An 18,151-nucleotide genomic window follows, 5' to 3' on the forward strand; every position below is an offset into this window, starting at 1 on the left:
AAAGCGCAAATGTTCTTTGCGCTTTTAGCTTTTAATTTTACATTCAACTTATGTTTTTAACCGTAGTGACTTTCATATTGGTTTTGTCTGTTCTCGTTTTCGTCCATGAATTGGGCCATTTCTGGACAGCCAGGAAATTCGGCGTCAAGGCCGAGGAGTTCGGGTTCGGCTTTCCGCCGCGTGCCTTCGGCATCTATAAATCGGTTTCGGGAAAGTGGAAGAAAGTCCGGGGCAGCAAGGAAGTCGATGACGCAGCTGATACCATCTATTCCGTGAACTGGATCCCGCTCGGCGGCTTCGTGAAGCTTAACGAAGACGACTCCGAGAGCGACGATCCGAATCATTTCATAAATATGCCGATCTGGAAGCGGGCAGTCGTCTTGTCTGCCGGCGTTTCGATGAATATGCTTCTGGCTATCGTGCTGATTTCCATCGGGTTGATGGTCGGCATGCCGCAGTCGCTCGATGCGCTCGACAAGAACGCCATCATCTCTGATCGCAAGATCCAGATCATGCAGATAATGGATCCGTCACCGGCCAAGAATGCCGGGTTGGCGGTCGGCGACATCATCTTGGGTATCGATGGGAAGAAATTTGCCGATTATCCGGCCATTCAGAAATATGTCGACGAGAACAAGGACAAAGAGCTGACTTATCAGATCAAACACGCGGACGAAATCAAAGATTTCAAGATCAAGCCGGAAATCAGGCAAGAGACCGGCAAGGGCGGCATCGGAGTCGCCTTGACCGAGACCGGCCTGGTCAAATATCCATGGTACCAGGCGATCTGGCAGGGCATCAGGCAGACTTTCGTCCTGGCCTGGGTGATTCTTGTCGCTTTTTATGACCTGATCAGCGGGCTTGTTACTGGAGGCGGAGTTTCGGGCGAGGTGGCCGGACCGGTCGGCATCGCTTCTTTGACCGGCCAAGTCGCGCGCATGGGCTTCGTTTACCTGATGCAGTTCACGGCACTGCTTTCGATCAACCTGGCAATCATCAATTTTTTACCTTTCCCAGCGCTTGATGGCGGCAGGGTCCTCTTCCTCATAATCGAGAAAATCAAACGCAAACCGGTCCGCCGCGAGCTGGAAGCCATTATCCATAATTTCGGCTTCATGCTCCTGATGCTCTTGGTCTTGCTGGTGACGTTCAACGATATCGTCAATATCGGACCGGTGCGGCAGTTCTTGTCGATGGTCAAAGGGTGGTTTTAACAAGGTATGCCAAAAGAAAACACACATCTATATTTCGCCCACGAACTCCTGGGACAGATCAACCAGGAGCAGATCAGCAAGATCATCGAAGAGCATTCGAAGCCTTATTATTTTGGCAGCGTCGCGCCAGATTCGTTCTACTACTCCGCCAAATCCGATGTCCGCAAGATTTCGGAAATCCTTCATGGCCGCGATGGCGGGCTGACTAACGAGATCATCTTCAAGCTCTTGGACAAGGCGCGCGAACAGAAGAGCGAAGCAGACCTGGCTTTCGTTTTCGGATATATCACGCACTGCGCCTTGGACATCATCTTCCATCCGATGATCTATTATCTTTCGGGAAATTACTATGATCCTGACCCGAAAAAGGCGAATGAAGCCGTCTACTTGCACCGGCACCTCGAGACCTATCTGGATGCCCAGGTCAACCAAACCTATTATTTCAATGATTACGTCAACTTCAAGGTCTTGAGGTCGCTTTATTTCCCGCATTACATCAGCAAGCTATATCATACGACCCCGCGCGAGATCGAGCGCACCCTCAAGCGCAAGTCCATGGTTTACGGGCTTTTGCGCAACAATTTCGTCTTGGATATCCTCTATCTCTTCTATCGTTTCATCAAGCACTCGAGCTGGTCGAAGTTCAAGATGTTTTTGGGCATCTTTTATGGCAACCTGCAGCGCGATAACCGCATCATCCCGAAGACCATCAATTATCGCGACATAGTCACCGGCGAGCCGAAAATCACCACTATCTATGATCTGTTCAATGAAGCTGGCGCTTACGCTGTCGAGATGGTGGCAGTGGCGCACAATTATTACTCCGGCAAAATCACGAGAGCTGAGGCGGCCGAAATCATTCGCGGCGAAAGCCTCAATACCGGCAAGGTAGGGATGCCGGTCGCCGATATCCGCTATTTCTTCGATTCCAAGTATGAGCACCATCATTTATCCTCGCTGCCGAAAAGTCAGAAGGTGGCGCAATAGACTATGAAAAAAATCATCGCAATCGGCGGAGGCGAGATCGGGCGCCAAGGCTTCAAGCCGGAAACTACGGCTATCGACCGAGAGATCATCCGTTTGAGCGGTAAAGCCAAGCCCAGGGCGCTCTTCGTGCCGACGGCATCGGGCGACGCCCCTGGATATGTCGAGAATTTCAATAAGCATTATGGCGGCCGCCTCGGCTGCCTGACCGACTCGCTCCAGCTGGTGGCTGGCACGCTGACCCGAAAACAGATCAGGGAGAAGATAGAATCAGCTGACATTATCTATGTCGGCGGAGGCAATACGCTGAAAATGGTGACGTTATGGCGCAGGCTGGGCGTAGACAAGCTGCTTTTCAGGGCTTATCGTGACGGCAAGGTTATGTCGGGCCTCTCGGCCGGCTGCAATTGCTGGTTCAGGCAAGGGAATAGCGACGCTCGCCGCTTTGCTGATAAGCACGATAGCACATTAATCAAGGTGACGGGGCTGAATCTGATCGATGCATTGGCCTGTCCTCATTACGATATCGAGAAGCCGCGGCAGCAATCGCTCAAACGGATGATGCGCAATACGCCAGGCGTCGCGATCGCGCTGGATAACTGCGCCGCCCTTGAAGTGATCGACGACGGATACAGGGTGATTACCTCTAAAAAAACCGCCTGTGCTAGAAAAATATATTGGCAAAAGGGAAAATATCACAATCAGATAATACCGCAGCTCAAGGAATTCCAGCCGATTTCCAGTTTGCTATCGAAATAGGGGTTCAAAAATAAAAACGCGCCGGAGACGGCGCATTTTTTATATCTCAAGTTTGCCACTCGAGGCAGTTTTGGGGTATAATATAATCATCAATATTAACAACTCGTTATGAAGAAGTATTCTACCGAAGAAGTTAAATTCTGGGGCGAAGAATATGGCAAGGTCTATCCTCAGTTAGAAGTCGCTCGTCCTTACAAAAAGCTGATCAAAGATATGAATGAGGCCATCGGCCAAAGCGTATCCGGCAAGTGGCTCGATGTCGGTTGCGGCTCCGGTGCTATGGTAGAGATTATTTGGCAGGCTTCAGCAGGCAAGGCAGAAGAGATTACGGCTTTCGACCTGACTGAGACCATGCTTAAGTATACTCAGGACAAAGTGGATAAGCTGTTAGCGCCGGGCGACCGGGGCAAGATCAAGCTCTTGCAGCACGACTTGTCATATAAGCTGCCATTTGCTGACGGTTACTTCGACGGCATTGTTGCCAATCTGGTTTTGCCATATGTCATCAACCACGAGGGAGCGGAGGGCAAGGCGGCCCTGCGAGCCGTCTTGAGGGAAATGTATCGAGTCCTTAAGCCTGGCGGCAAGTTTGTGTGGTCGTCTCCGGTCAAGAATGTCAACTTTTGGATGGTATTCTTTTCCTCCTGGAGGGAAATACTCGACCCTAGGGAAATCAAGAATCTTTACTACGGTCCAGCCATTCTCTCTCATGCCTTGAAAATCCAGAAAAAAGGCAAGGATTCGGTTTACAGTTTCCTGGATAAAGCGGAGCTGGCCGAGCTGCTAGAGTCGCTTGATTTCAAAGATATCGAGATAAAACGTTCGTTCGCCGGTCAAGCGCTGGTCTTGAAGTCATCAAAATAAACATAAATGCAATACCTGTTTTCAATATCAGGGCTGATCAATGGGATTGTCACTTTGATAATTTCCATTTTTGTCATTTCCAGCAACCGGAAACGCCCCGTGAACAGGGTATTCTTCCTGATGACCTTGGTTAATTCCATCTGGTCGTTGGCCTATTGGCGATGGTTGTCCGTCTATGACGACGCCACGCTGGCTTTGTTCTGGGTCAGAGTGCTTTCGATCGGCTCGATGCTGACGTCCATTTTCTATCTTCATTGGGTGCTGGTGCTGTTAGAGCTCAAACGGAACAAGACCCTGATTTTTTACTATCTGATTTCGATATACTATTTCCTGTTTTCCTTTTCCGATTATTTTGTCAGCGGTGTCCGGCCGATTATCGGTTTTTCTTTCTGGCCGACGCCAGGCCCGGTTTACAATCTTTATTTCATCACCCACTACCTGATTCTCGTACCTTACGCGACTTATCTTTTGTATACTCATTACAGGAGTTCAGTCGGGGTGCGAAAGTCGCAGATCGGCTTCGCCTTTTGGGGTGCCTTGATCGGCTTCACCGGGGGCGGCACTAATTTCCCGCTGTGGTATGGCATAGAATTGCCGCCTTTCGGCAACTTCCTCGTCCTGATTTATGTGATCTCCTTCGCCATCGCCATACTCAAATTCCGGCTGATGGGCATCAGGACGATAATGAGCAAGATATATACTTATTTCTTGATCGCTACCTATGCTTACTCGTTTTTCTATCTGGTAATATTCATCGAGGAGGCGCTGTTCGGCAGCATCTACGAGACGCAATCGCTCATAATCGCCCCGGTTTTCACCTTGATTTTCGCGGTCCTCTTTCTTCCTTTATTTAAGAAGATCCAGAAATCCAGCGACGTACTGTTTTTTAAAGGCTATAATTCAAGAAGCATCTTGAAGGACATGTCATTGAGATTGAACAGCGTCATCAACTTGGATCAGCTTTTGAAAGCCCTAGTTGATGAGTTCAAAAGAGTCTTAGCTACGGAGGATGTAGATGTGTTTATTTTCAAAAGCACCGACATCAGCCGGAAAGCGTGCCTCTCGATCCTGAAGAACAAGGACAAGACTTTGCCGATGGGCGGCAGCATCTGCAAGCGGCTCCTCAAAGACCGGTCAATCATTATCCGCGACGAACTTACCGACGATAACGAATCTTTGATCAAGGATTTGGATAAACTTGGAGCGAAAATAGTCGCGCCGCTCTTGATCCATCAGAAAACTATCGGCTTGGTCGTATTGGGTGAAAAGATCGAACAAGACGCCTATACCAAAGAAGATGTGGATTTCCTGCAAATCATCAGCTCCCAAGCTGCTGTCGCCATCGAAAATGCCAGGCTTTATAAAGAGGTCGAGGATTTCAACCAGACGCTCCAAGAGAAAGTGGATAAGCAGACCAAGGAAATCAGGGAAAAAGCCGAGCATCTGAGGAAGCTCATGGACATGCGTTCGGAATTCCTGGATATCACTTCGCATCAGCTCCGTACCCCGGTCACGGTCATCAAGGGGGTGCTCTCGATGCTGGAGGAGGGCTCGATACCGCCAGCTAAACGCAAGGAATTCCTGCGTGGCGCTTTCGAGAAGTCGATCAAGCTAGGAGAAATCATCAACGATATCTTGCGCGCTTCAGAGATGGACAGCGAGCGGTTCGAACTGAATCTCAAGCCGACCGACCTTAATGAAGTCTTAAAGAAGATAGAGGAAGATAAGTATAGGACCTCGATCCGCAAGAATATCGCCCTTAAATTCATCCTCCCTAAAAAGCCTTTGCCGCCGATCATGAGCGACGAGAAATATATCGAACAGGCCATCGTGAACCTGATAAACAATTCTTTCCAGTATACCACCAAGGGCTCGATAATCGTCTCCGCTGAGGTCTCGGCAGCAGCCGTCGTCATCCGGGTGGCCGATACTGGAATCGGCATTCCCAAGGCCGACATCCCTAAATTGTTCAGCAAGTTCGCCAGAGCTGACAATGCGGTCCAGGCTTATACGGATGGATCAGGACTCGGATTGTTCATTATCAAGCAGATAGTCGATGCGACCCCTGGAGCTAAAATAGAGATTGAGAAGACGGAAATCGGCAAGGGAACGACTTTCGCCCTGACCTTGCCGGTCGCCAAAGTAAGTTGATTCTTTAATTTTCAAGGAGTAGAATATACTTGTATATGGCCACAACTAAACCCAAAATCCTGCTTATTGAAGACGACGATGACCAGCTCATGATGTATGAAGTGTCGCTGGCAAAAGCCGGGTTCAGCGTATCCAAGGCTCATAATGGCAAGCAAGGAATAATCATGGCTCTCAAGAACAAGCCTGACCTGATAATGCTTGATTTGGTCTTGCCCGACATGCCTGGCCAGGAAATACTGTCCGAATTGAAGAAATTGCAGGCCGCCAAGGACATCAAAGTCGTGGTTCTGAGCAATCTGAACAAGAAAGAGGTTATTGAAGAATGCTTCCGCTTGGGAGCGGCTGATTTTCTAATCAAGATGCAGTTCCTACCCCGCGAAGTGGCCGCCAAGGCCCTAGGGTATCTTAAAAACTAATCGTTCGTCGGCCCGGAGGGAGCCATGAACAAAAAACATATGAAATACACAATCAAAGCAACGAAAATCAAGTTGACCCCGGAAATCAAGGAATATGTCGACAAGAAAATAAATATGCTCGATAAGTACTTGGGCAAGATACAGCCGGTCGCCTGCCATGTCGAAGTCGGACTGCTGGTCGGCGGACAGAAGACCGGCGACATCTACCGCACTGAAGTCGTCTTGGAATTGCCTAACTCCATACTGGTGATCGAGAAGAGCGCAGAAGACCTGACAAAGTCGATTGACAAGGTCAAGGATCATTTGGCCCAGTCGATCACCAAGTACAAGGAAAAGCTGATCGAGCGTCGTCGCAAGACTGCATAGAGCAAGCCATGCCTCAATATCAAAAGGATCTGCCTGAATCAGAATTATATCTCAAGGGTCAGAACGGCAAAGCCGTTCTGATTATCCATGGCTTCGCCATCAACATTGAGCAGACCGACCTGCTATTCAAATATTTCCACAAAAAAGGGTATACGGTAGCCAGGCCGATCATGCCTGGCCACACCGGAGAAATGGACGACCTTAAGCGGTATGGGCCCGATGACTGGCTCGTTGAATCCAAAAAGTGGCTCAACCGGCTCTTATCCGAGTTCGATAGCGTTTATCTGATCGGTATTTCCTTCGGCAGCAATATCGCGCTGCGTCTGGCGGTCGAGGATGGTTCGCGGGTCAAAGCTGTGGTTGCCTGGGAAATGCCGATATTCTTCAACTGGAGAATCTGGTTCATCCTTAATATCGTGCAGCCGATCATGCAGCTCTTCGGAGTCGAGTATATACGCAAAAGCGGGCCGCTTTATCGCAAGAACAACGTTGATCGGGATGGAGCCTTCGGCTTTATTCCAGTCAAAGTCGCCGGCCAGATCAGAAATTTCATCCGGCGCAACACGGTCAAGGATTTTTTGAAAGTCAATAAACCGATGCTACTGCTGCAAGCTGAACAAAGCGATCTCTTGGATAATGACCACGCGTTAAAGTATGTCTGCAAGCATGTCGGCCCCGAATTGCGCGAGATGGTCTGCGTGCCTATAGACAACCATGACATTAACCTCTTGGATGAGGAGGGCAAGATAATTACCATGGAAATGATCTACAATTTCATCTCTAAAGTTTAGCTTGATTTTTTAAGCCATTTTTATTATAGTGTAGGAGGAAATAACGGAATATTGGTTAATATTCAGGTCCAAGGCGCAAAATTCAAAACAAGGGGGTTGCTTAATATTTATTGTTTTAATATTAGCTAAAAACCCAGGATTATGACATTTATTTGTTTTGGGTTTTGAGCTTTTTTTATTTGGCTTAATACATATAAATTATATTTATGAATCTGTTGGCTAAAATGTGGGGCGACCCAAATGCTCGCTATATCAAAAGCCTCGAACCGATCGTGGACCAAGTCAATAAACTCGAAGAGAAGTATAAGGCTTTGTCTGACGAAGATTTGAAGAATGCTACCCTGGATTTCAAAAAGAGAATCGGCACAGCCGAACCGGCTCTGGTTGGCGATGAAAAGGTCCTGCAGAAGCTCGACGAAATCATGCCCGAAGCCTTCGCCGCGATTCGCGAGGCGGCCCGCCGAGTCATCGGCCAGCGTCATTATGACGTGCAGCTCTTGGGCGGCATCGTCTTGCACAAAGGCCAGATCGCTGAAATGAAAACCGGCGAGGGTAAGACTTTGGTTGCCACCTTGCCGTTGTATTTGAACGCCTTGACCGGCTGGGGCGCCCAGCTCGTTACGGTCAATGATTATCTGTCGCGCGTCGGTGCTGGCTGGATGGCCCCGGTCTTTCACGCCCTTGGTTTGACGACCGGTGTCATCATTCATGAGCGCGCTTTGGTTTACGACCCGGAATATATCGACGAGAGCCAGTTCGACGACCGCTTGAAGCACTTTCGTCCGGTAGAGCGGCGTCAGGCATATCATTGCGACATCCTTTACGGCACCAATAATGAGTTCGGTTTTGATTACCTCAAGGACAATATGGTCAACCGTCTGGAACAGATGGTCCAGCGGCCGCATTATTTCGCTATCGTCGATGAAGTCGATTCGATCCTGATCGATGAGGCCAGGACGCCGCTGATCATCTCCGCTCCGGCCGAAGAGTCGACCGACAAATATTTCCAGTTCGCCCAATTAGTCGAACGCCTGACCAAGGATGAGGACTATAACGTCGACGAGAAGATGCGCGCGGTATCCCTCGGCGAGTCCGGCATCGCTAAGCTGGAAAAATGGCTCGGCGTCGAGAATATCTACACTTCCGGCGGCGTCAGCGACGTCCACCACATCGAACAGGCTCTGAAAGCCAAAGAGCTGTTTTTGCTTGACCGTGACTACGTCGTGCGTGAGGGCGAGGTGATCATCGTCGATGAGTTCACCGGCCGCATGATGCATGGCCGACGTTACAGCGAAGGCCTGCACCAGGCCATCGAGGCTAAAGAGGGCGTCGAAGTCCAGCGAGAGAGCCAGACTTTGGCGACCGTCACCTTCCAGAATTATTTCCGCATGTACAGGAAGCTTGCCGGCATGACCGGTACGGCCATGACCGAAGCGGAGGAGTTCCATAAGATTTACAAATTAGAGACTACGGTCATCCCGACCAACAAGCCGACCGTCCGCAAAGACCTGAACGACTTGATATACCGCGTTGAGGATGGCAAATACAATGCCGTAATCGAAGAGGTCAAGCAGCGCCACGCCGCAGGCCAGCCGATTCTGATCGGCACCATCTCGATCGAGAAGAACGAGCGCTTGGTTTTGGCGATGGAGCGCGAAGGCCTCCGTCCGCAGATGCTTAACGCCAAGAACCACCAGCGCGAGGCCGAAATCATTGCCCAGGCCGGCAAGGTCGGCTCGATTACTCTGGCTACGAATATGGCCGGACGAGGCGTCGACATCATGCTTGGCGGAACTGAACCGGCCAAAGGCACCCCGGAACACGACGAATGGCAGATCGAGCACGACAAGGTCGTCGCTTTGGGAGGCCTGCATGTCATCGGTACCGAACGGCACGAAGCTCGCCGTATCGACAACCAGCTTCGAGGTCGCGCCGGACGCCAAGGCGACCCGGGTTCGTCGCAGTTTTACGTCTCGACCGATGACGACCTGATGCGCATCTTCGGCGGCGACCGCATGAAGAAGCTGATGGTCACCCTGAAATTGCCTGACGATATGCCGATCGAGAACAAGCTTATTTCCCGATCGATCGAATCGGCCCAAAAGAAGGTCGAGGGCAATAACTTCGACTTGCGCAAGCATATCGTGGAATATGACGATGTCATCAATAAGCACCGCGAGTCGATATATCGCCGCCGCCGCGAGATTTTAGAGCTGGTTCCGGCAGGAAATATCGAGCTCGATCAAGCGGCAACAACCGAAAAAGTTTCAAGTACGAAATTATCCAAGACCGTCCTCGAGATGGTGGAGCTGGAGATCGAGCAGGTGGTGAGCTTTCATACGGCGGCAGAGCAGGTGAGCGAGTGGAATCTCAAGGAAATCGAACAGGTAATGCTGACCATTTTTCCGGTAAAGGAGGGTCTGCCAGCAGAGCTTTCGAAAATCGCCGAAGAGGGCAGCAAGCTCGACAAGGTCAAAGGCCGGACGGCCATCATTGAGCATCTGGTCAAGATGGCTGAAGAGGCTTATGCCGAGCTGGTTTCGAACGCCCGTGGCGTCGGCATCAACTGGGAAGTCGTCGAAAAGGATGTCTTGCTGCGTTCGATTGACGCTTTGTGGATCGAGCACCTTGAAGCGATGTCATCATTGCGCCAAGGCATCGGCCTCAGGGGGTACGGTCAGCGCGATCCTCTGATCGAGTATAAGCGCGAGTCCTACCAGCTTTATAATGAATTGACAAATCTCATCCAGAAACAGGTGGTATATAGCATCTATAAGTTGGGCGGCGTCCACCAGCCGATTGCCGGAAAGAGCTTGGCCGAACGGGCGACGCAGTATAGCGCTCCGGTCAAGGAAGGCGAGGGCGAGAAGGTGATTGTCGCAAACAACAAGGACAAAGCACCCGACGGTTCGCATATCGGGCGCAACGACCCTTGCTGGTGCGGCTCGGGTTTGAAATATAAGAAATGTCACGGCAAATAGATGGAATGGCAAAGAATCGATGAGAAATCGGTCAAAGACGGCTGGCGCAAGGTCATATCCCGCAGGTATCTTCTGCCGAACGGCAAGGAGTATGATTTTGAGATAAAGCAAGAGGGGGTCGCTGTCTGCGTTTTACCCATCACCCGCGAGGGCAAGGTCGTTCTAGCCAAGCAGTTCCGTGTCGGCCCGGAAAAGGTGCTTTTGGAACTGCCAGGCGGCGGCCTTGAAAAGGACGAGACGCCCGAGCAAGCGATAGTCAGGGAGTTACGAGAGGAAACCGGCTATTCGGGTAAGGTGCAGCTGGTGCAGGAGATTCTTGATGATGCATATAGCACCAGGACTCGCTACGCCTTCGTGGCGACCGATTGTGTCAAGGTCGGTGAGCCGGAATCCGACGAGACGGAGTTCATCGAAGCTGTAGAAATGACGATCAGCGAATTCAGAAATCATCTGCGCGCAGGCCAGCTGACCGATCTCGAAACCGGCTATCTCGGCCTCGATTATCTGAAACTTTTGTAATAACATATGAAGCCAATAATCAATAGCCCATCATTCTTTATCGGCAAAGGAGGAGGTAACCTGATCTCTTTCGGTTCGGGTCAGCCTGATTTGCCGCCACCGGCCGAAGCATTCGCCGCGATGAACGGTTATCACGAATTCAAATACGGCCTGATTCCCGGCCAGCTCGCCTTGCGCGAGGCTCTGGTGCCGGTTTATGAAAATTCCAACCCGAGCCAGTTCGTCATCACCAATGGCGGATCGGAGGCGATCGACTTGGCCTTGCGCGCCATCGCCGTGCCTGGCGGGAAAGTCCTCTTGCCACGGCCGTATTACTACTCCTATCCGCACAATGTGGTTTTCGCCGGCATGACGCCGGAATATTATGACCTGGCCGACGGTAAAGTCGTGCTTGAGGAGTTAGAAGAGAAGATGCGGGGCATGCGGGCGATCATGGTCAACTCGCCATCGAACCCGACCGGGACTTTGCAGACGCCGGAAGTGCTTAAGGCGATCGAGGAGATGGCCCATCGCTTAGGCGTCTATATCATCGCCGATAACGTCTATCGGGATTTGGTTTACGTCGGCGAGTTCTACCAGCTCAAGAGCGAGAAGGTCATTACCGTCGATTCATTTTCCAAGACCTATTCGATGTGCGGCTACCGGGTCGGTTATGTCCACGCCTATGACCAGGGCATCATTGACCGCATCGTCGAAATGAAGACCCACACGTCGATGAATACCAATATTTTGGCTCAAGAAATGGCTCTGGCAGCCTTGAAAAGCCCGCAGTCCTATATCGATGAGCACTTGGAAATCTGGCGCGAGCGCCGCGACCGCATCTATGGCGGCATGAAGGATTTGGGACTCGACTTGTGGCAGCCCGAGGGCGCCTTCTATGTCTTTCCGAGGTTCGATGACCCGAACAAGGTTGTCAACGAGCTGTATTATGAATACAATATAATAACCTATGACGGAACCTGGTTCGGGGCGCCAGACAGGGTGAGATTCAGCTATGCCCTGGATGTGGACAAGATCGATGAAGGACTGAAACGGCTCGGGGAATATATCGCTAGGAAATAAACATAAAAATATGCCGGAGAAAAACTGGCAGTGGTATCTGAATTCGGAAACCGCTTGGGAGGCGATGCTGGCTGATTGCCAGAAGGCCGCGCGCAGCATCGATTTCGAGCAGTTCATCCTCTTGAATGACGAGATTGGCCGCCAATTTTTCGAGGTGTTCATTGAAAAGGCTAGGGCGGGGTTAAAGGTCAGGCTGATTTGCGATGCCGCAGGCAGCTATGGCTTTTTCAACTCTTCTTATCCAGCCACGCTGCGCAAAGAGGGAATCGAGGTGCGTTTTTTCAATCCGATCGGTCCTTGGCGCTTACACAATATCACCTCCTGGTTCTTCCGGGATCACCGCAAGATCTTGGTCGTCGACAATGAAGTGTGCTACACCGGCGGCGTCGGCGTCGAAAAGAAGCTTACGGGCTGGAAAGATGCCCAAGTCAGGCTGACCGGACCAGTGGTCAAGGAAATGGGTTATGCCTTCGATAAGATGTGGCAGATGATCGGCGAAGGCCGCTTCATCAAATCGCGATTCGGCCAATTCGCACCCGGCGATTTTCATCTCTTCACCAATGCCCCGCATTTCCGCCAGCGCTTCTATTACCGCCGCCTGATCAGTGCCATCCGTTCAGCTAAGGAATACATCTATCTGACAACCCCCTACTTCGTGCCCAGCCAGCATTTCATGCTGATACTGAAGCAGGCGGCCCGGCGGGGCGTCGATGTCAGGCTGTTGGTGCCGAAAAAGTCCGACCATAACCTGGTCGACACGGCGGCGCAGACCCATTTTGCCGGCGCCATGCGCGCAGGCATCAAGATCTACCAGTTTCGCAACGGCATGAACCACGCCAAGACGACGATTGTCGATGATCGCTGGGCGGCAGTCGGTTCGAGCAATCTTGATAATTTGAGTCTGCTTTTGAATTATGAGGCCAATCTGGTTTCCGAAAATCGCCTGTTCATCGGCGAGCTGAAAGACTTTTTCGTCAACGACCTCTTGAGTTCTGATAAGCTTGAATATGAGGAGTGGCAGAAGCGTTCAGCATATCAGCGTTTCTGGGAATGGCTAAGCCTGCCTTTCCATGGGCTGTTATAATCGGGGCCTATAGTATAGTGGTAGAACAGAGCATTCGCATTGCTCGGGCGGCAGTTCGATTCTGCCTAGGTCCACATACGCATCCATCGTTCAACGGATAGGACGCAAGTTTCCGGAACTTGTAATTGAGGTTCGATTCCTCATGGGTGCACATAATAAGTGCTAGTTTCCGAGAATAAAATATTTTATGTTGTCTTACATCGAAATTTCCCAGAAAAACCTATTGCACAATGCCAAACAGTTCCGCAAATTAGCCCATCCCGACACGAGGGTTGTCGGAGTTATCAAGGCTAATGCTTATGGGCATGGCCAGAACGAAGTGGCGCAAATTCTCGAACCGGCCGTCGATTATTTCCAGGTCGACGATCTTCTGGAATTGAGGCTCTTGCGGCGAGTCACCCATCTGCCTATCCTGGTTCTTGGCTATGTGGCCAAAGATGAACTGGAGGCGGCGATCAAGCTTAACGGCACGTTGGCGGTCTATGACCTGGAGCGCCTTTCGCTGATCGAGAAGATCGGCAAGCGCCGCCGCAAGAAAGTGCCGATTCACGTCAAGATCGACGCCGAGCTCGGACGCCAAGGTTTGGTCAAAACGGAGTGGCCGGCGTTCATTGCGGCCTTGAAACGCTGCCGCTGGATCAAGCTTGATGCGCTTTATTCCCATTTTGCAAATATCGAAGACACTTCCGATTTTAGCCATGCACAGAAACAGATAGACTGCTTCAGCAAGGCAGTCGAGCAGTTCCAGCGCGCCGGCTTCACCGACTTCGCCACCCACCAGTCCGCCTCTTCCGGCGTGATGGTTTATGAGAAGGGGGAGGGCATCAATAAGATCATCCGCCCAGGACTTTCCATTTACGGCATGTGGCCATCCGAGGAGCTGCGTGAGCGATTTGAGGGGCAGGAACTGACTTTGCGTCCGGTGATGCGTTGGGTCAGCCACGTGGCGCAGGTCAAGAAGCTGCCCAAGGGCCACTCCATCGGCTATGGACTGACTTTCGTCACTCCCAGGGCGATGAAGGTCGCCGTCATACCGCAGGGCTACAGCGACGGCTACGATCGCGGCTTGTCGAGTAAGGGCGAGGTGCTGATCAGCGGCAAGCGCTGCCGTGTTCTGGGACGCGTCGCCATGAATATGTTCGTCGTCGACGTGACGAAGCTGCCCAAAGTCAAAGCCGAAGACGAGGTCGTGCTCTTGGGAGAGCAGGGCAAAGAGCGCATCACGGCCGAGGAGTTGGCGGAAAAGATCGGCACGATAAATTACGAAATCACGACCCGCATCACTTCCTTGCTGCCACGGATCATAAAATAAAGATTACCATATGCTCAAGTACTACTATCGCGAGTCGCTGACCAAGGATTTGGAGACTATCAAAGACTTCCGTCCGGGAGCCTGGATGGATGCCCGCGCGTTATCAGATGAGGAAATCGAAGGCTTGGCTGAGAAGTTCGACCTTGAGCCTGGACACATCCAGGATGCGCAAGACCCCTTCGAGGTTCCGCGTTTGGAAATAGAAGAGAACGCAATTTATGTTTTTATGCGCGTTCCGGAAAAGGCAGCCGATGGCATCATCACGGTTCCGTTCATGGTCGCCTTGGGCGAGCAATTTGTCCTGACGGTCAGCCGCCAGGATCTCAAATTCATGCACCGCTTCCTGTCAGGCAGCCATAAGACTTACACTACCCAGAAGGTAGAATTTCTGGCCCAGCTCATCTCTGCCATCAACGCGTCGTACAGCCGCCACATCATGGACATTAGCCGCCAGGTTCGCGGCATCCGCGTCCGTCTGGAAAATATCGAGAACCGCGACATCATCAAATTCGTCGATTATGAGCAGGTGCTGAACGACTTCATTTCAGCCTTGATTCCGCTCTCCGGCATCTTGCGCGGTCTGCTGCGCAACGACGCCATCAAGCATAACGAAGATAATCATGACCTGTTCGAAGACTTGCTCCTATCGAACGAGCAGCTGATCGAGTCGACCAAAGCCACCTTAAAAACTATCGTCAATATCCGTGACGCCTATTCGACTATCATGGGGCAGGATTTGAACAGGGTGATCAAGGTCCTGACATCGCTGACTATCATAGTCACCGTCCCGACCATGATTTCCAGCTTTTACGGCATGAATGTACAATTGCCTTTCGACAAGTCGCCGTCGGCCTTTTACGGCATCGCGGTCGCGACTGTCGCAACTGTCGCCACCCTCTGGGTCATTTTCAAAAAGAATCGTTGGCTTTAAAACTGACCGTCAATATAATAATAAAACCGCCCTTGAGGCGGTTTTATTATTATATTAGAAACTAGCAATTTTCTGAAAACTTCTGGTGGTCAGCCCAGTGCCTGATCATCTGTTTTTCTGCGGCAGTGGGCAATTCTCCTGTTGCGGCAGCTTCTGCTGATGCGTTTATCCTGTCAGCTTCATCGAGTTCGAATTCAAGCCATAGGGCAGCTAGGTAGGGAATGATTTTTCCTGCCTCAACCTGCGTCCTGATTTCGTTGAATTTTTTTGCAAAGGTGCTAGGACCGCCGCGGTAGCTGCGTCCTCGGCTCTTCATGGCCTGTTTGATGTCGGCCAGCTTAATGACTTGGGCCATAACGGCGAAGCGGTTGCTCAGGACTAGCGATGTGGTCGAAGCAGGATATTGTTTCACGAGCTCACTGATGCCGCTGTGATGACTTTCGGCCAGTCGAGCTGCGAGCTCGTACTCGGGGTCATTCTTACCGATGGCGCGGATAATGTTTCCGGTACGCTGCTCGTGGGCGGCCATGGTTTCGGCAAAAGATTTTTCAGGCGGAAAGCCTTTGGCAGACAGTTCCTTGACCTGTTCAGGGGAGAGGATGAGCTTAACAGGCACAAGATCATTATATTTTCTCTTATCATCCTTGGCTATGCTATCTTCGACGTACCGGAGCATGGACGGCTGTTCAAGGAAGACTTCGGTTGGGATGTCTAGGTTGTGCCGGTCGGCGTAGAGTCCCAGCATGCGCTGCTGCTCAGGGAAGGGCATGTTCTTAAAGGCGACTTCCCAGCCTTGCTCATCCAGTCTGTTGTCGGTAACGAAGTTGGGAATTTCCAGTTTGCCCAAGTCGTGCATGACGGCACCCTTGTCGAGGGGGCGCAGATTGTGATTAGGCAATTCTTCAAGAATCAGATCGATCAGACGGCGCCCGTCGGGCAGAGTTATGGCATTTATGGCACGCCGCAATTCTTCGTGGGTATGGATCGAATGATCGAAAGACTCGGGATGAAGCAGCTTGAGTAGGGCAAGCGCTTCATAATCTTTTTCGTCCAGGAATTCGGCGAGATGCTGCTCTTTATCATAAGCGGCCTTGATCTTTTCGACTTCGTATTGAACCAGGACGTTCAGGCGCAGGTTATTGCCCAAGACTTCGGCCATGTGGTTGTAGTCGCCTGAGCGTACTAGCTGGTCCAGCTCCTCTCGGTCGCTGAAGCTGGCATTGTTGACTCCGGCGCTGTTTTGATTGAGTGTGTATGGTTCTTCAGGATTGTGCATGTGGGTTTATTTAAGCTAATTGTAGCACAGTTCGTAAAAGAATAAAGCCCTTGCAAAAGATGCAAGGGCTTAGCCGGGTGCAGCGCTCAGGCTGCCTAAGGAAAGAAATCTTGGTGGAGCTGTTCGATGCCAGCAATGGTTTTGGCAGGGTCTGCCAAGTGGACTTCGATCTGTTCAAGCAGTTTCTCGATAATTTCCTGGTCTTGCCGCAGGGAAGCGGCAGCGATGATTTTGGAAATATCATGAGAGGGGTCGTGGGGCAGTTGTGTCCGCAGGTCATAGCCGTCGGTTACCGCTTTGGCGATGCGAGCTTTAAGCTCTTTGGGTAGCTGATTCAAAAAATCGCTTCCAAGATTCATGTTATTTACCTCCCGTATCGAAAGTATTGAGTAATGTGCGGTTTTTTTTGTTTAAACTTATTCGGTACAGGAGGATTAATCAAGTTAACATGATATGCCATTTTTGTCAATCACTAGATATCATTTTGCTATTATTAGTTAAAATATAGCAAAGTGAAATAATATATTGACAAAAATATGAAAATGTGCTATTTTATAAGTTATTGCATTAGTATGCACGTCCATTATCAACTCTAATCTTAGAGAAAAAACACATTCTACATAGAAAGGGAGACGCCATGGAAAGAGAACGCCAAGTTTCGCAAGAAGATGAAGTCAAACTCTTAAGACGTAAAGCCTACAAGCTTGAAGGCGAATTGGCCCAAATGGCCCGCTTCCTCGAAGAGGAACAAGAAAGGTTCAGGCAGCTGAAGCGCGAAAACTTGAGGTTGGCCGAACTCTCCATGTTCAGCCCGATTTGTCCCAACCTCTACAACAAGCGTTTTTTCGATCAGGAAGCACCTAGGCTGCTTGAGATGGAACGGCGCTTCGGTAACGGCAAGGGCTGTTATTATGGCGTTGTCTATGCCGACCTTAACCACCTCGCGCGGGTCAATGCCGAATACGGCCATGATGGCGGTAATCGGGCGATCTGTTCGATCGGTAAAACTCTGATGCAGACCGTGCGTCGCAGCGATTTGGCTATCCACATCCACGGAGATGAGTTCGTCGTCCTGTTTTTCGCTTCCAGCTGGCGCGAGTGTTACAAGACTTATGCCCGCATTTCGCGCGCGCTCAGAAGAGTGCCCGTCACCTTCCATGACGGGTTGATCGATCACGTCAGTGCCATGACCGCCTTAGCGATGCAGAAAATCGACGACGATATCAGCTTGGCTGATGTGTGCCACAAGGCCGATATGCGTATGTTGCGCAAGAAGGAGGTTCGCGACAAGGGTGAGGAAAAAAAGCCTTAAACTATGTAGTTTGGTGAAATCGGGGCCCATCTTAAGTGATGGGCCCCTTTAATTTACCTAATATTAAGGTGATTTTTTGTTTAGTTGTCAATAAACCCCATTATTTCGGGCTTTGTGCATAAGTTGCCT

Annotated in this window: 17 protein-coding genes and 2 tRNA genes; 17 read left to right on the plus strand and 2 right to left on the minus strand. The window is 50.7% G+C overall.

Translation table 11 applies throughout. The features are described from left to right. Positions 1–50: 50 nt before the first annotated feature. The 16 genes from rseP (at position 51) to HGA34_00420 (ending at position 15,434) form a co-directional block, all read left to right on the plus strand. Complete coding sequence (gene rseP, locus HGA34_00345; protein ID NTW21979.1) at positions 51–1,214, plus strand: RIP metalloprotease RseP; 1,164 nt, start codon at positions 51–53, stop codon at positions 1,212–1,214. Between the two features lie 6 nt (positions 1,215–1,220). Then, a complete protein-coding gene (locus HGA34_00350) occupies positions 1,221–2,201 on the plus strand; it encodes a zinc dependent phospholipase C family protein (GenBank protein NTW21980.1) in 981 nt (326 codons plus the stop codon). 3 nt (positions 2,202–2,204) lie between these two features. Next, a complete protein-coding gene (locus HGA34_00355) occupies positions 2,205–2,957 on the plus strand; it encodes a type 1 glutamine amidotransferase-like domain-containing protein (protein ID NTW21981.1) in 753 nt (250 codons plus the stop codon). Positions 2,958–3,065: 108 nt separating this feature from the next. After that, positions 3,066–3,821, plus strand: coding sequence for a class I SAM-dependent methyltransferase (locus tag HGA34_00360; GenBank protein NTW21982.1), 756 nt, complete (start codon positions 3,066–3,068; stop codon positions 3,819–3,821). Between the two features lie 6 nt (positions 3,822–3,827). Continuing rightward, positions 3,828–5,972, plus strand: a complete 2,145-nt coding sequence (locus tag HGA34_00365; protein ID NTW21983.1) for a GAF domain-containing protein — start codon at positions 3,828–3,830, stop codon at positions 5,970–5,972. A 35-nt stretch (positions 5,973–6,007) separates the two neighbouring features. After that, positions 6,008–6,388 carry a response regulator gene (locus tag HGA34_00370; GenBank protein NTW21984.1) on the plus strand — a complete coding sequence of 127 codons (381 nt, stop codon included), beginning with the start codon at positions 6,008–6,010 and terminating at the stop codon, positions 6,386–6,388. A gap of 39 nt (positions 6,389–6,427) precedes the next feature. Then, complete coding sequence (gene raiA, locus HGA34_00375; GenBank protein ID NTW21985.1) at positions 6,428–6,754, plus strand: ribosome-associated translation inhibitor RaiA; 327 nt, start codon at positions 6,428–6,430, stop codon at positions 6,752–6,754. Positions 6,755–6,762: 8 nt separating this feature from the next. Beyond that, positions 6,763–7,545 carry an alpha/beta fold hydrolase gene (locus tag HGA34_00380; GenBank protein NTW21986.1) on the plus strand — a complete coding sequence of 261 codons (783 nt, stop codon included), beginning with the start codon at positions 6,763–6,765 and terminating at the stop codon, positions 7,543–7,545. 206 nt (positions 7,546–7,751) lie between these two features. Then, complete coding sequence (secA, locus tag HGA34_00385) at positions 7,752–10,526, plus strand: preprotein translocase subunit SecA (GenBank protein NTW21987.1); 2,775 nt, start codon at positions 7,752–7,754, stop codon at positions 10,524–10,526. Then, positions 10,527–11,045, plus strand: a complete 519-nt coding sequence (locus tag HGA34_00390; protein NTW21988.1) for an NUDIX hydrolase — start codon at positions 10,527–10,529, stop codon at positions 11,043–11,045. A 6-nt stretch (positions 11,046–11,051) separates the two neighbouring features. Then, on the plus strand, positions 11,052–12,107 hold the full coding sequence (locus tag HGA34_00395) for an aminotransferase class I/II-fold pyridoxal phosphate-dependent enzyme (protein ID NTW21989.1): 1,056 nt from the start codon (positions 11,052–11,054) through the stop codon (positions 12,105–12,107). A gap of 10 nt (positions 12,108–12,117) precedes the next feature. Further along, the gene (locus HGA34_00400) at positions 12,118–13,191 is read left to right on the plus strand and encodes a hypothetical protein (protein ID NTW21990.1); all 1,074 of its coding nucleotides are present in this window, start codon (positions 12,118–12,120) and stop codon (positions 13,189–13,191) included. A 3-nt stretch (positions 13,192–13,194) separates the two neighbouring features. Then, positions 13,195–13,265 (plus strand) — tRNA-Ala (locus tag HGA34_00405). A 5-nt stretch (positions 13,266–13,270) separates the two neighbouring features. After that, positions 13,271–13,342: transfer RNA gene (locus HGA34_00410), tRNA-Arg, on the plus strand. Positions 13,343–13,378: 36 nt separating this feature from the next. Continuing rightward, positions 13,379–14,503, plus strand: coding sequence for an alanine racemase (gene alr, locus HGA34_00415; protein ID NTW21991.1), 1,125 nt, complete (start codon positions 13,379–13,381; stop codon positions 14,501–14,503). 10 nt (positions 14,504–14,513) lie between these two features. After that, complete coding sequence (locus HGA34_00420) at positions 14,514–15,434, plus strand: magnesium transporter CorA family protein (protein NTW21992.1); 921 nt, start codon at positions 14,514–14,516, stop codon at positions 15,432–15,434. A 61-nt stretch (positions 15,435–15,495) separates the two neighbouring features. Here the strand turns inward: HGA34_00420 and HGA34_00425 are convergent, their stop codons facing one another. Continuing rightward, positions 15,496–16,710, minus strand: a complete 1,215-nt coding sequence (locus tag HGA34_00425; protein ID NTW21993.1) for a hypothetical protein — start codon at positions 16,708–16,710, stop codon at positions 15,496–15,498. A gap of 95 nt (positions 16,711–16,805) precedes the next feature. Continuing rightward, positions 16,806–17,069 (minus strand): hypothetical protein, encoded by a 264-nt coding sequence (locus HGA34_00430; protein ID NTW21994.1) that lies wholly within the window; start codon positions 17,067–17,069, stop codon positions 16,806–16,808. A gap of 278 nt (positions 17,070–17,347) precedes the next feature. Here HGA34_00430 and HGA34_00435 point away from each other — a divergent pair, with 278 nt between their 5' ends. Next, on the plus strand, positions 17,348–18,022 hold the full coding sequence (locus HGA34_00435; GenBank protein NTW21995.1) for a GGDEF domain-containing protein: 675 nt from the start codon (positions 17,348–17,350) through the stop codon (positions 18,020–18,022). Positions 18,023–18,151 lie beyond the last annotated feature (129 nt).

It is taken from the genome of Candidatus Falkowbacteria bacterium (assembly GCA_013336275.1).
In the GTDB taxonomy this organism is placed as follows: Bacteria; Patescibacteriota; Patescibacteriia; order Patescibacteriales; family GWE2-39-37; genus JAAXUA01.